Origin of the sequence: Pandoraea oxalativorans (assembly GCF_000972785.3) — a bacterium.
GTDB lineage: Bacteria > Pseudomonadota > Gammaproteobacteria > Burkholderiales > Burkholderiaceae > Pandoraea > Pandoraea oxalativorans.
The window spans coordinates 5,523,560-5,537,786 of record NZ_CP011253.3 but is presented as its reverse complement, the minus strand read 5'-3'; the positions used below and the strand labels follow the sequence as shown (position 1 = coordinate 5,537,786).

The window sequence follows — 14,227 nt, the reverse complement described above, 5'->3', positions numbered from 1 at the left end:
CCGGCGGTGATCGCCGATGCTCGAAGGGCTAGGTGCAAACGGCATCTCAAGAATGCGACGGGGAGGGGACTCGCTCGATGATTGGCGATTCTTGCGCCAGGGGGAGTAGACCTGAGACACGCTGACGTCCCGCACCCTATCGTTTCACGGGAAGCCGACATAGCCAGTTTCACGTTCGGTCTGCCCCGGGCAACTGAGTGGTGGGGATCGGGGGCACTCAGGCGAAGCGACTTTCAGGTGGAGCACAGCCGAGTGCCTCCGATCCCCACTGCCCGGATGCTGGTTGGGGCGACGAGGCACTAGTACTGAAGGGTTTTTCTGAGTGTGCCGATAGGCGCACAACCACGATTTTGGAAGGATCGAATTCCTTCACGCACACCCTCCAAGAGCGAACGTCCAATTGACCCGACGAACAAGCGGATACGGACATAGTTCGGGACTCTCGGCGACACGGCCGAAGCGCCGTCCGAACTCAAAAAGACATCAATGTTCCACGTGAAACATCCGACAAAACCACGCTTTCCTCTAAGGTTCCACGTGAAACACGAGTGCAGTTACAAATGATGCATCGCAATACCGCTATAATTCCGCAATTACCGAATCCAGAGAGTTTGCCGTCAGCGGCAATATTGCGATGCTTTATCCGACCGAGTTTGACGTGATCGTGGTGGGTGGCGGCCATGCCGGTACCGAGGCTGCACTCGCCTCGGCCCGCATGGGCTGTAAGACACTTCTGCTCACCCACAATATCGAGACGCTCGGCCAGATGAGCTGCAATCCCTCCATCGGTGGGATCGGCAAAGGCCACCTCGTCAAAGAGGTAGATGCGCTCGGCGGCGCCATGGCTGCCGCGACCGACGAGGGCGGGATTCAGTTTCGTATTCTGAATTCGTCCAAAGGTCCTGCGGTTCGTGCGACCCGTGCTCAGGCCGATCGGCTTCTTTACAAGCAAGCCATCCGTCATCGCCTCGAGAATCAGCCGAATTTATGGCTCTTCCAACAAGCCGTGGAAGATCTTATTGTCGAAGGCGATCGCGTTGTCGGGGCGATCACGCAGGTCGGACTCCGCTTCCGCGCCCGCGCCGTGGTGCTCACCGCCGGGACTTTCCTCGACGGCAAGATCCACGTCGGGCTGAACAACTATGTCGGTGGCCGTGCTGGCGACCCCGCTGCCATCAGCCTTTCCGCACGTCTGAAAGAGTTGAAGTTGCCGCAAGGTCGGTTGAAGACGGGTACGCCGCCGCGTATCGACGGGCGTTCCATCGATTTCTCCGTCCTCGACGAACAACCGGGTGATCTGGATCCGGTGCCGGTTTTCTCGTTCCTCGGACGCCCCGAGCAGCACCCGCGCCAAGTGCCGTGCTGGGTCACGCATACCAACGAACGCACGCATGACATTATCCGTGGCGGCCTTGATCGCTCGCCGATGTACACGGGCGTCATCGAAGGCGTGGGGCCGCGCTATTGCCCGTCCATCGAAGATAAGATCCATCGCTTCGCCGATAAGACATCTCATCAGATCTATCTCGAACCGGAAGGGCTGACGACCAACGAGTACTACCCGAACGGTATTTCCACCAGCCTGCCTTTCGATGTGCAGCTGGAACTCGTCCGCTCGATGAAAGGGATGGAGAACGCCTATATTCTGCGTCCCGGCTACGCCATCGAATACGACTACTTCGATCCGCGCGGTCTGCGCAGTTCGCTGGAAACGCGCGTGATTTCGGGACTGTTCTTCGCCGGGCAGATCAATGGCACGACTGGTTACGAAGAGGCCGCCGCACAGGGGCTGCTCGCCGGTATCAACGCCGCACTGCAAGTACAGGGCCGTGAAGCCTGGTGCCCGCGTCGCGATCAGGCTTACCTCGGGGTGCTGGTCGACGATCTGATCACTCGCGGTGTGTCCGAGCCGTATCGTATGTTCACCAGCCGCGCGGAATATCGTCTGTCATTGCGTGAAGACAACGCGGATATGCGTCTGACGGAAGTCGGCCGGGAACTGGGTGTGGTCGACGATATTCGTTGGGAAGCGTTCTGCCGCAAGCGCGACGCTGTTTCACGTGAAACAGAACGTCTCAAATCGACGTGGGTGAATCCGAAGACGTTCCCGGCGGAAGATGCGATGCCGTTGCTCGGTAAAGCCATCGACCATGAGTATTCGCTGGCCGATCTGTTGCGTCGCCCGGAAGTCGGATACGACGCGCTGATGGCAGTGCAGGGCGGTCGCCTTGCGCCTGAGGCTGCGCTGTCGGATGACGTGCTGCAGGCGAATCAGATTCGCGAGCAGATCGAGATCGCGGTCAAGTATCAGGGTTACATCGACCGTCAGGCCGACGAGATCGTGCGCAAGGAAGCGAACGAGAACACGGTGCTGCCCGCAAGCATCGATTACAACGACGTTCGCGGGTTGTCGATCGAGGTGCGTCAGAAGCTGAATGCTCAACGACCGGAAACGCTGGGGCAGGCCTCGCGCATCTCCGGGGTGACGCCCGCTGCGATCTCTTTGTTGATGATTCACCTGAAGAAGGGGCTTGGACGCCGTCGTGCTTCAGGGGAGGCGGGGGACGCGACTGCAGACGCCAATGTTGCCGCCGATGGCGACGCCGGCGGGCAGCACGCTGCCTGACGCGGAGACCACATGACTGCTTCGCGTAATGCCGCACAAGGCGGCAACGAACTCGCTGCATTGCTGGCCGACGGCATCGGACAACTCGGTCTGACGATCGGTGCCGAGCAACAGGCACGCCTGCTCGACTATCAGATGCTGCTGGCGAAGTGGAACGCTTCGCTGCAAATGACCTCGATCCGCGACCCGCGACAGATGGTCGTCAAGCATCTGCTCGATTCGCTCTCGATTCTGCCGCGACTGGATCGCGAGCCGATTTCACGTGTGCTGGACGTCGGTTCGGGTGGTGGCTTGCCCGGTGTGGTGCTGGCGATTGTGCGTCCGAACTGGCAGGTGACCGTGAACGACATTGTCCACAAGAAGACCGCCTTTCTGACACAAGCCCGTGCCACCTTCAAGCTGGCCAATCTGACGGTCGTGACCGGGCGGGTGGAGTCGCTCGTCGTCGGCAAAGAAGTGCCTGCACCTTTCGACGCCATCGTCTCGCGCGCCTTCGCCGAATTGAACGACTTCGTTATGCTCGGCCGTAACTTGCTGGCCCCTGGTGGCAGCTTCTGGGCGATGAAGGGCGTGGCGGCCGAAAGCGAACTCGCGTTGCCCGACCGCTACGAACTGGTCGAACGGCTGGCGCTGAACGTACCGTTTCTCGACGCCGAGCGTCATCTGCTCCGCGTGAAGGTGACGGCATGACCCGCGTGACACGTTGGGCCGGTGCAGTCATGGTCGGATTGTCGGTGGTGGCTGCCGTGGCCTGGGCGCAATCCGGGCAGGAATCGCTCACCACACGCGTGCGTCCCGTGCAAAAGCTCGATAAGGCGCGTTATGTCGGCACCTGGTACGAAATAGCACGCTATCCGAATTTCTTCGAGCGAAAATGTGTGTCGGACGTGACCGCAGAATACGTGGCGCGTCCCGACGGCAAGATCGAGGTCACCAACAAGTGTCGTAAGGAAGATGGCACGTGGGCGAGCGCTACCGGTCTGGCACGCACCGACGGGCAGGGCACCGGCACCGCGCGGTTCAAAGTGACGTTCGCGCCGGACTGGTTGCGCTGGATTCCCTGGCTTTGGGCCAACTACTGGGTTATCGTGCTCGACGGTGACTATCAGTATGCCGCTGTCGGAGAGCCGAGCCGTGAGTATCTCTGGATCCTCTCGCGCTCGCCGAAAATCGACGACGACACGCTGAATCAGATGCGTGCCCAGTTGCGAAAGCAGGGCTACGACACCGACAAACTGGTGTTGACGCCGCAAAAGGCCAGCGCTCCCTGAGCACCTGGGGCAAGAGGGGCTGGCCTCTCTGGCACCCGCCGACTGGCGGTAAATCCGCAGCATCAGGCAATAACTGAGCTTTGCTCAGATAATCGAATCAGCGGGATGCATCCGCGACGGGCAGCATGAAGCGTTCGGGCCCGGACTCGCATTTCGGCACCATCTGCATCAATCGCATCAACACGGCAGCAATCGGAGGACTACATCGGCATGGCGAAAATTTTCTGCGTGGCCAATCAGAAGGGCGGCGTCGGCAAGACGACCACCACGGTGAACCTCGCTGCCGGACTGGCGTCGCACGGGCAGCGTGTCTTGTTGGTCGATCTTGACCCTCAGGGCAACGCGACGATGGGCAGCGGAATCGACAAGGCCGCGCTTGAGACGAGTATCTATGAAGTACTGGTCGACGGCATCGACGTGAGCACGAGCTGCCAGCGTTCTGAGTCCGGCAACTACGATGTGGTGCCGGCGAACCGCGAACTGGCTGGCGCCGACGTGGAGCTGGTCTCGCTCGAGAATCGCGATACGCGCCTGAAGCAGGCGCTTGCAAAGGTCGACGACGCATACGACTTCGTCCTCATCGACTGCCCGCCGACGCTCTCTCTGCTTACGTTGAACGGCCTGTGCGCCGCGCACGGCGTGATTATTCCGATGCAGTGCGAATATTTCGCGCTCGAAGGGCTGTCCGATCTCGTCAACACGATCAAGCAGGTGCACGCGAATCTGAACCGCGACCTGAAGGTGATCGGCCTTTTGCGCGTCATGTTCGATCCGCGCATCACGCTTCAGCAACAAGTCTCGGAGCAGCTCAAGGAGCACTTCGGCGACAAGGTTTTCAACGCGATCATCCCGCGCAATGTGCGACTCGCCGAAGCGCCGAGTTACGGCATGCCGGGCGTCGTCTTCGATCCCGCTTCGCGTGGCGCGAAGGCGTATCTGCAATTCGGCGCGGAAATGATCGCGCGCATTCAAACTATGTAAGGCGCATTCGCGCAGGAACGCATTGTCATGGCGACCAAGACCAACGCACTGAAAAAAAAGGGCCTGGGCCGCGGCCTTGAAGCGCTGCTGGGCGCTCACGCCGATAACCACAACGGCGCGACCGAGGCGAGTGCCGAAGGCGCGCCGTCGGTGATGGCGCTCGATCGCCTTCAGGCGGGCAAGTATCAACCGCGTACACGCATGGACGAAGGCGCGCTGCAGGAACTCGCCGCGAGCATTCGCGCGCAAGGTCTGATGCAGCCGATTCTGGTGCGTCGTGTCGATGGTGAGAAGTACGAAATTATTGCGGGCGAGCGACGTTTTCGCGCTGCACGTCTCGCTGGCCTCGCCGAAGTGCCAGTGCTCGTGCGCGACGTCCCCGATGAAGCCGCCGCTGCGATGGCGCTCATCGAAAACATCCAGCGCGAAGATCTGAATCCGCTCGAAGAAGCGCAAGGCATTCAACGTCTGCTCGGCGAATTCAATTACACGCACGAGCAAGCCGCCGAATCGCTCGGACGTTCGCGCAGCGCAGTGTCGAACCTGCTGCGCCTGCTGAACCTCGCGAATCCCGTGCAGACGATGCTGCTCGCAGGCGATCTCGACATGGGTCATGCGCGCGCGCTACTCGCCGTCGATGCGGCCACGCAAATCACGCTCGCCAACCAGGTGGTGAACAAGCGCCTGTCGGTGCGTGACACGGAACGCATCGTGAACGCATCGCTCAAGCCGCAGGGCGATGGCATTCGTCGCCGCTCGGCAGAAGAGGGCGGTCGCGATGTGACGCGCCTCGAAGAGGAACTCTCGGATCTGCTCGCGTCGAACGTCAAGATCAAGGTCGGCCGTAAAGGCGCCGGTCAGTTGACGATCGAGTTCGGCAGTCTCGATGCACTCGACGGTATCCTCGCGCGCATTCGCGCCGAGTAATTTCGGCGTCCTAGCTATTATCTCGTGAGCGATCCATCCGATGATTCGTTAGCGACGTCGGAGGGGGCGTCGAAGGTGGCCTCGCATCCGCGCGCCGCATCGGGCGTTATGCGGATCAGGCATGTTTTGCGCGCAACTTTTGAGCGCGTGCGCAGCGATCGCGTACTGCTTATCTTGCTAATCGCCTTCGTCGTGCTTCAGATCGCGAAGCCGGTCAGCGTGGGTGAGCTGTTCGCGCGCATCGACCAACATACGATTCTGACGCTCGCCGGTTTGCTGATGCTCACGCGAGCCATCGATCAGAGCGGGTTTCTCGATTGGCTCGCACAACGATTGCTGCGCGCGTTTCGCACCGAACGTCGCCTTGCGCTGTTAATGGTCACGTTTGCTGCGGCATTGTCGACGCTGCTGACCAACGACGTCGCGCTCTTTGCCGTGGTGCCGCTCGCGCAGTCGCTCGCACGGATCGCCCCCGTGCGCATCGAGCGGCTAATCATCTTCCTCGCACTGGCCGTCAATGCCGGTTCGAGTCTCACGCCGCTCGGCAATCCGCAGAACCTCTTCCTCTGGCAACACAGCGGTATGGGCTTCGGCGCTTACGTCGTCATGATGACGCCCGTGACGCTCGGGCTCATGGCCGTGTTGCTCGTCGTTTGTGCCTTCGCCTTCGATTCGCGCCCGCTGCATTTTCAGCAACGCGGTCCCGCACACGATGTGCGCTGGCGATTGCTGTGGATCGCGCTCGGGTTGTTCGTCGCCTTTGTGGCGATGGCCGATCATGGATTCGCGGGCTGGGCATGCGCGGGGGTTGCGGCGGTGCTGCTGATCGCGCGTCGCAACGCCGTGCTGGGCATCGACTGGCTGCTGCTTGCGATTTTCGTGCTGATGTTCGTCGTGTTGCGCGGTGTGGCCGGTTTGCCGGACGTGCGTACGGCACTCGGCCATTTCGATTTCACCGGCAATGCGATGGCCTACGGCGGTGCTGCGGTGTTGTCACAATTCATCAGTAACGTGCCCGCAGCGATTCTGCTCGCCGAATACACGCAAAACTGGCCCGCGCTGGCCCACGGTGTGGCGGTCGGCGGTTTTGGACTCGCAGTGGGGTCGCTCGCGAACCTGATTGCATTGCGCATGGCGAAATCGCAGAAGATCTGGTGGCATTTTCATTACCTCTCGATACCGTTTTATCTGGTAGCACTACTGATTGGCTTTGTTGCTCTGAAATCGGTTTGAACGCGCACGGAACGTAGCCCAGTTGCGGGGAATGTGCGGCGTTTGCGCGTAATGCCGCGCTGCACCATGAGAAAAATCGCGCTCCGTGAGAGTTGCCGCCAAATCGAAGCATGCACTGTGCAGTTTCGGCGAATTTGTTGCGCGTTTAGATTGACTGGCCTTCGTAATTTCCCGTAAAATCTCGCGGGTTTAAACTGCTTGAAGAGCCCATTCGTTTGCACGAGTCGGGCGGGGAGGCTACGAGATGACCGATCAAAACCGGTCGAACTTGGAACCGAAACCGCAAGCGCCGGCGCATGCAACAGAGGCTTGGGACGACGAGCAGGAGCAAGAAACTATCGTTCCGCTCACGCGTGCGCAGGCCGAGCGCCTGTTCGGTCCCGATGTGGGGCGCGCATCCCGTGTGACTCCATTCAGGGTGGTGGGAGCCCAGGCGCTGTTGTCGCTGATAGCGACACTGGCCTGGTGGTTACTCTCGGCATCGCCACGAGACGCGGCGGTGTCCGCATGGCTGGGTGGAATGATTGGATGGATACCGGGCGCATTGTTTGCGCTGCGGTTAAGAATGTCAGGTGATCGCCTCTCCGTCGGTTCGTTAGTGATGGGAGAAGCGGTCAAGGTAGCAACGACGATCGCGTTGTTGGTGGCAGTAGCGTTCGGTTACCCCGATGTGCATTGGGTAGCGTTCCTGGTCACCTTTGTGCTGACGCTCAAGGCCTATTGGCTTGCGATGGCACTGAAGTAGCGGTGAAAAACCGCTCACGCGTCGACACGCTACCGTGTGCGGATTTTCATAATTGGGTGTTTGATCGCTATGTCAGTAGAAGCCGGCCACGCTCCGAACCCGTCGGAGTACATTTCGCACCACCTGCAGAACCTTGCGAGCTCGACTCAGACTAGCATCGTCGATTTCTCGATCATCAACTGGGACACCATGTTCTGGTCGATCGCGATGGGCGCTCTGGGCTGCTTCATTCTGTGGTTGGCCGCCCGCAAGGCAACCTCGGGCGTGCCGGGCCGTTTCCAGGCTGCGGTCGAAATGCTCGTCGAAATGGTCGAAGACCAGTCGAAGAGCATCGTGCACGGCAATCGTGCCTTCATCGCGCCGCTCGCGCTGACCGTGTTCGTCTGGGTCGCGCTCATGAACTCGCTGGACTTGCTGCCGGTCGATCTGCCGTCGAAGGTGATCGGCTGGGTCGGTCTGGGTTCCATCATCACGCATCATCGTATCGTTCCGACGGCCGACCTTAACGGCACGCTCGGTATCTCGGTCGGCGTGCTCATTCTGATGCTGTTCTACAGCTTCAAGATCAAGGGCGCTGGCGGCTTCATGCATGAGCTGTTCACCGCACCGTTCGGTAACCACTTCCTCCTGTGGATCCCGAACCTGCTGCTCAACATCATCGAATTCTGTGCCAAGACCGTGTCGCTCGGTATGCGACTGTTCGGCAATATGTACGCTGGCGAACTGGTGTTCCTGCTGATCGCTCTGCTGGGCGGTATCTGGAGCTTTGGCGCAGATGCGTCGGTGCTGGGTTTTGTCGGTCACATCATTGCCGGCACCGCATGGGCGATTTTCCACATCCTGATCGTGTTGCTCCAGGCGTTCATCATGATGATGTTGACGTTGGTGTATATCGGCCAGGCGCACGACCATCACTGATCGGTTGATGCGGTAGTTACGGGTTTTCCAAGTTTAGTTTTTCAAATTTTCAAGTTTTAAGTCTCTATCCATAAGGAGTAATCATGCAAGCTTTCATCGCCAACATCCAGGGTCTGACCGCTATCGGTATCGGTATCATCATCGGTCTGGGTGCTATCGGTGCCTGCCTGGGTATCGCACTGATGGGCGGCAAGTACATCGAAGCATGCGCACGTCAGCCTGAACTGATGAACCCGCTGCAAACGAAGATGTTCCTGCTGGCCGGCCTGATCGACGCTGCATTCCTGATCGGCGTGGGCGTTGCCATGCTGTTCGCCTTCGCGAACCCGCTGCTGTCGAAGCTCGCTTAAGTTACTTTCGGCCGGTCGCGCCATGACCCGCGCGGCCAACTGGACATGAACGGCGCGCCCAAGCCAGCAGGCATAATGGGGCGCGCTGTTTTGCCAATCGATTCGCATCACCGAAAGGAAACACCGTGAACATTAACGCAACTCTGTTCGCGCAAACCGTCGTGTTTCTGATCCTGGCGTGGTTCACGATGAAGTTCGTGTGGCCGCCGCTGATCAAGGCTATCGACGAACGCGCGAAGAAAATCGCTGACGGTCTGGCCGCTGCCGATAAGGGCAAGGCTGAACTGGAAGCCGCCAACAAGCGCTCCACGCAAGCCCTCGCGGAAGCCCGCGACGAAGGCGCGAAGCGTATTGCCGACGCCGAGAAGCGCGCTCAGGCCGTGGCCGAAGAGATCAAGTCGCAGGCGCAAGCCGAAGCGGCTCGTATCATCGCCAACGCCAAAGCAGAAGCCGAGAATCAGGCCGTCAAGGTCCGTGAATCGCTGCGCGAAGACGTGGCTGGTCTGGCAGTGAAGGGCGCCGAGCAGATCCTGAAGCGTGAAGTCGACGCCAAGGCACATGCCGACCTGCTGAACCAACTCAAGGCAGAGCTCTGATCATGGCCGAACTCGCAACCATCGCTCGTCCGTATGCCGAAGCGTTGTTCCGCGTGGCCAAGTCCGGCGATCTGAATCGCTGGGCGCAGCTCGTGCGTGAACTGTCGCAAGTGGCAGCGCTGCCCGAAGTGGCCAACCTGGCCGACGATCCGAAAGTGACGCCGTCGCAAGTTGTCGACGTGCTGACCGCTGCCGTGAAATCGACCGACGCCGAAGTGCGCAACTTCGTCGCCGCTGTGGTCGAAAACGGTCGTCTGGTTGCCATGCCGGAAATCGCCGAACAGTTCGAAGCGTTGAAGAACGCTGCTGCCGGTTCGGCAGACGCCACGATCGAAAGCGCCTTCCCGCTCGAAGGTGAGCAATTGACCTCGCTGGTCAAGAGCCTCGAGCACAAGTTCGGCTGCAAGCTCAACCCGAGCGTGACGGTAGACCCGTCGCTCATCGGCGGCGTGCGTGTGGTGGTTCGCGACGAGGTGCTGGACACTTCGGTGCGCGCCCGCCTGGCGGCTATGCGGACGTCGCTGACGGCCTGAGGCCGGCGCGAAACGCCTGCGAAGAATTGAATATCAGGAGCACATATGCAACTCAATCCCTCTGAAATCAGCGAACTGATCAAGAGCCGGATTCAAGGTCTCGATAGCGGCGCCGAAGTCCGTAACGAAGGCACCGTGATCTCGGTGACTGACGGCATCTGCCGCATCCACGGCCTGTCGAACGTGATGCAGGGCGAAATGCTGGAATTCCCGGGCAATACGTTCGGTCTGGCACTGAACCTCGAGCGCGACTCCGTCGGCGCCGTGATTCTGGGCGAATACGAGCACATCTCGGAAGGCGACACCGTCAAGTGCACGGGCCGCATTCTGGAAGTGCCGGTCGGCCCGGAACTGAAGGGCCGCGTCGTTGACGCACTGGGCCTGCCGATCGACGGCAAGGGTCCGATCAACGCGAAGGAAACCGACGCAATCGAAAAGATTGCCCCGGGCGTGATCTGGCGTAAGTCGGTCTCGCAGCCGCTGCAAACCGGTACGAAGGCTATCGACGCCATGGTGCCGATCGGCCGCGGCCAGCGTGAGCTGATCATTGGTGACCGTCAGACGGGTAAGACCGCTGTCGCCATCGACACGATCATTTCGCAGAAGGGCAAGGGCGTGACCTGCGTCTACGTCGCGATCGGCCAGAAGGCTTCGTCGATCATGAACGTGGTGCGCAAGCTCGAAGAGCACGGCGCGATGGAATACACGATCATCGTGACCGCCACCGCTTCGGACTCGGCCGCCATGCAGTTCATCGCACCGTACGCCGGTTGCACGATGGGCGAATACTTCCGCGATCGTGGCGAAGACGCGCTGATCATTTATGACGACTTGACCAAGCAAGCCTGGGCCTATCGTCAGATCTCGCTGCTGCTGCGCCGCCCGCCGGGCCGCGAAGCTTACCCGGGTGACGTGTTCTATCTCCACTCGCGTCTGCTTGAGCGTGCTGCCCGCGTCTCGGAAGAGTACGTCGAGAAGTTCACGAACGGCGCAGTCAAGGGCCAGAGCGGCTCGCTGACGGCACTGCCGATCATTGAAACGCAAGCCGGTGACGTGACCGCATTCGTTCCGACGAACGTGATCTCGATTACCGACGGCCAGATCTTCCTGGAAACCGACCTGTTCAACGCCGGTATCCGCCCCGCAATCAACGCCGGTATCTCGGTGTCGCGTGTGGGTGGTGCAGCGCAGACGAAGGTCATCAAGAAGCTGTCGGGCGGTATCCGTACCGACCTCGCACAGTACCGTGAGCTGGCTGCGTTCGCGCAGTTCGCTTCGGACCTGGACGAAGCCACCCGCAAGCAGCTCGAGCGCGGCCGCCGCGTGACGGAACTGCTCAAGCAGCCGCAATACGCGCCGCTGCAAGTGTGGGAACTGGCTGTGTCGCTGTTCGCCGCCAACAACGGCTATCTGGACGATCTCGAAATCGCTCAGGTTCTGCCGTTCGAAAAGGGTCTGCGCGAAGTTCTGAAGACGAGCCACGGCGCGCTCATCGGCCGCATCGAAGAGACCAAAGATCTCTCGAAGGACGACGACGCTGCTCTGCACGCTGCGATCAAGGACTTCAAGAAGACCGGCGCTTACTAATCCGGTTGAATCGGCAACTATTCAACGGACCCGGGAAGGCGCGATGTTCAGGCAACAACGAACGTCGCGCCGAGACAAGGAGTAAGCAATGGCTGGAATGAAGGAAATTCGCGGCAAGATCAAGAGCGTGCAAAACACGCGCAAGATCACCAAGGCCATGGAAATGGTGGCCGCGTCGAAGATGCGCAAGGCGCAGGAACGCATGCGTCATGCCCGGCCGTACGCTGACAAGGTGCGCCAGATCGCCGCGCATATGGGCCAGGCGAATCCGGAATACCACCACCCGTTCATGGTGAAGCATGCGGACGCGAAAGCGGCCGGCATCATCGTGGTGACGACGGACAAGGGCCTGTGCGGCGGCTTGAACACCAACGTGCTGCGTGCCGTGGTGGCCAAGATGAAGGATATCGAAGCACAGGGCCTGAAGATCGAGGCCACCGCTATCGGCGGCAAGGGCTTCGGTTTCCTGAACCGTATCGGCGCGAAGGTGGTATCGCACGTTGTGCAACTGGGCGACACCCCGCATCTGGACAAGCTGATCGGTGCTGTGAAGCTGCAGCTCGACGCGTATGCCGAAGGCAAGCTCGACGCCGTTTATCTGGCTTATAACCGCTTCGTCAACACGATGAAGCAGGAAGCCGTGGTCGAACAGCTGCTGCCGCTGCCGGAGAAGTTCGAAGGCGAGTCGGACGACCCGAGCGCCGTGCCGGCGCAGCATTCGTGGGACTACATCTACGAACCGGATGCGAAGACGGTCGTCGATCCCCTGCTGGTGCGTTACGTCGAAGCTGTCGTGTATCAGGCAGTCGCGGAGAACATGGCGTCGGAACAGTCCGCCCGCATGGTGGCCATGAAGGCCGCATCGGACAATGCAAAGACCGTGATCGGTGAATTGCAGATGGTCTACAACAAGGGCCGTCAAGCAGCGATTACGAAGGAACTGTCCGAAATCGTGGGTGGCGCCGCCGCAGTTTAAGCGGTGGCACGGGCCGATGCGCCGCAAGGCGAAATGAATTTGAGTATCTAAAGGAAAAGCGATGAGTACTGCTTTGATTGAAGGCAAAATCGTACAGTGCATCGGCGCCGTTATCGACGTGGAATTCCCGCGCGAAAGCATGCCGAAGATCTACGACGCGCTCACCATGGAAGGTTCGGAACTGACGCTCGAAGTCCAGCAACAGCTGGGCGACGGTGTGGTTCGCACCATTTGTCTGGGTTCCTCCGAAGGCCTGCGCCGCGGTATGACGGTGCAAAACTCGGGTCTCCCGATCACGGTGCCGGTCGGTAAGCCGACGCTGGGCCGCATTATGGACGTGCTGGGTCGTCCGATCGACGAAGCCGGTCCGATCGCCAAGGAACACACCCGTTCGATTCACCAGAAGGCTCCGGCATTCGACGAGCTGTCGCCGTCGACGGAACTGCTCGAAACCGGTATCAAGGTTATCGATTTGATCTGCCCGTTCGCCAAGGGCGGTAAGGTGGGTCTGTTCGGTGGCGCCGGTGTGGGCAAGACCGTGAACATGATGGAACTCATCAATAACATCGCCAAGGAACACGGCGGTTATTCGGTGTTTGCCGGCGTGGGCGAGCGTACCCGTGAAGGGAACGACTTCTACCACGAAATGAAGGACTCGAACGTTCTGGACAAGGTCGCACTGGTCTACGGCCAGATGAACGAGCCGCCGGGCAACCGTCTGCGCGTCGCACTGACCGGTCTGACGATGGCCGAGCACTTCCGTGACGAAGGTCGCGACGTGCTGTTCTTCGTGGACAACATCTACCGTTTCACGCTGGCCGGTACCGAAGTGTCGGCACTGCTCGGCCGTATGCCGTCGGCCGTGGGCTATCAGCCGACGCTGGCTGAAGAAATGGGTAAGCTGCAAGAGCGTATTACGTCGACCAAGACTGGCTCGATCACGTCGGTGCAAGCCGTGTACGTGCCTGCCGATGACTTGACCGACCCGTCGCCGGCAACCACCTTCGGTCACTTGGACGCCACCGTCGTTCTGTCGCGTGACATCGCCTCGCTGGGTATCTACCCGGCAGTCGACCCGCTCGACTCGACCTCGCGTCAGATCGACCCGAACGTGATTGGCGAAGAGCACTACGCGGTGACCCGCGGTGTGCAATCGACGCTGCAGCGTTACAAGGAACTGCGCGACATTATCGCGATTCTGGGTATGGACGAACTGTCGCCGGACGACAAGCTGGCCGTGGCCCGCGCTCGTAAGATCCAGCGTTTCCTGTCGCAGCCGTTCCACGTGGCAGAAGTGTTCACGGGTTCGCCGGGCAAGTACGTTCCGCTCAAGGAAACGATCCGCGGCTTCAAGATGATCGTCGACGGCGAATGTGACCACCTGCCGGAACAAGCGTTCTACATGGTTGGCACGATCGACGAAGCGTTCGAAAAAGCCAAGAAGATGCAGTAAACGGTTGAGTGTCGGGCGACGGCGGTGTCTC

Annotated in this window: 14 protein-coding genes; all 14 read left to right on the top strand. The window is 60.2% G+C overall.

Going from position 1 to position 14,227, the window contains the following annotated elements:
• Positions 1-634: 634 nt before the first annotated feature.
• Entirely contained in the window at positions 635-2,626 is a 1,992-nt protein-coding gene (gene mnmG / locus MB84_RS24490) for a tRNA uridine-5-carboxymethylaminomethyl(34) synthesis enzyme MnmG (RefSeq protein ID WP_046290217.1), read from the top strand.
• A 12-nt stretch (positions 2,627-2,638) separates the two neighbouring features.
• Positions 2,639-3,316: a 16S rRNA (guanine(527)-N(7))-methyltransferase RsmG gene (rsmG, locus tag MB84_RS24485; protein WP_046290216.1), complete on the top strand. Its 678-nt coding sequence runs from the start codon at positions 2,639-2,641 to the stop codon at positions 3,314-3,316.
• Positions 3,313-3,897, top strand: a complete 585-nt coding sequence (locus MB84_RS24480) for a lipocalin family protein (protein WP_046290215.1) — start codon at positions 3,313-3,315, stop codon at positions 3,895-3,897. Before rsmG ends, MB84_RS24480 begins: the two co-directional genes overlap by 4 nt.
• Before the next feature lie 210 nt (positions 3,898-4,107).
• Positions 4,108-4,878, top strand: a complete 771-nt coding sequence (locus tag MB84_RS24475; protein WP_046290214.1) for a ParA family protein — start codon at positions 4,108-4,110, stop codon at positions 4,876-4,878.
• A 27-nt stretch (positions 4,879-4,905) separates the two neighbouring features.
• Complete coding sequence (locus tag MB84_RS24470; RefSeq protein ID WP_046290213.1) at positions 4,906-5,805, top strand: ParB/RepB/Spo0J family partition protein; 900 nt, start codon at positions 4,906-4,908, stop codon at positions 5,803-5,805.
• Between the two features lie 108 nt (positions 5,806-5,913).
• Positions 5,914-7,038, top strand: a complete 1,125-nt coding sequence (locus MB84_RS24465) for an SLC13 family permease (RefSeq protein ID WP_046290212.1) — start codon at positions 5,914-5,916, stop codon at positions 7,036-7,038.
• A gap of 244 nt (positions 7,039-7,282) precedes the next feature.
• The gene (locus tag MB84_RS24460) at positions 7,283-7,783 is read left to right on the top strand and encodes an ATP synthase subunit I (RefSeq protein WP_046290211.1); all 501 of its coding nucleotides are present in this window, start codon (positions 7,283-7,285) and stop codon (positions 7,781-7,783) included.
• 69 nt (positions 7,784-7,852) lie between these two features.
• On the top strand, positions 7,853-8,701 hold the full coding sequence (gene atpB / locus MB84_RS24455) for a F0F1 ATP synthase subunit A (protein WP_046290210.1): 849 nt from the start codon (positions 7,853-7,855) through the stop codon (positions 8,699-8,701).
• Between the two features lie 83 nt (positions 8,702-8,784).
• The gene (atpE, locus tag MB84_RS24450; RefSeq protein WP_010807762.1) at positions 8,785-9,051 is read left to right on the top strand and encodes a F0F1 ATP synthase subunit C; all 267 of its coding nucleotides are present in this window, start codon (positions 8,785-8,787) and stop codon (positions 9,049-9,051) included.
• 125 nt (positions 9,052-9,176) lie between these two features.
• Positions 9,177-9,647, top strand: a complete 471-nt coding sequence (locus tag MB84_RS24445; protein WP_046290209.1) for a F0F1 ATP synthase subunit B — start codon at positions 9,177-9,179, stop codon at positions 9,645-9,647.
• Positions 9,648-9,649: 2 nt separating this feature from the next.
• Positions 9,650-10,180, top strand: coding sequence for a F0F1 ATP synthase subunit delta (locus tag MB84_RS24440; protein WP_046290208.1), 531 nt, complete (start codon positions 9,650-9,652; stop codon positions 10,178-10,180).
• 45 nt (positions 10,181-10,225) lie between these two features.
• On the top strand, positions 10,226-11,767 hold the full coding sequence (gene atpA, locus MB84_RS24435; protein WP_046290207.1) for a F0F1 ATP synthase subunit alpha: 1,542 nt from the start codon (positions 10,226-10,228) through the stop codon (positions 11,765-11,767).
• 88 nt (positions 11,768-11,855) lie between these two features.
• Entirely contained in the window at positions 11,856-12,743 is an 888-nt protein-coding gene (gene atpG, locus MB84_RS24430; RefSeq protein ID WP_046290206.1) for a F0F1 ATP synthase subunit gamma, read from the top strand.
• Between the two features lie 61 nt (positions 12,744-12,804).
• A complete protein-coding gene (atpD, locus tag MB84_RS24425) occupies positions 12,805-14,196 on the top strand; it encodes a F0F1 ATP synthase subunit beta (RefSeq protein WP_046290205.1) in 1,392 nt (463 codons plus the stop codon).
• The last annotated feature ends 31 nt before the right edge of the window (positions 14,197-14,227 follow it).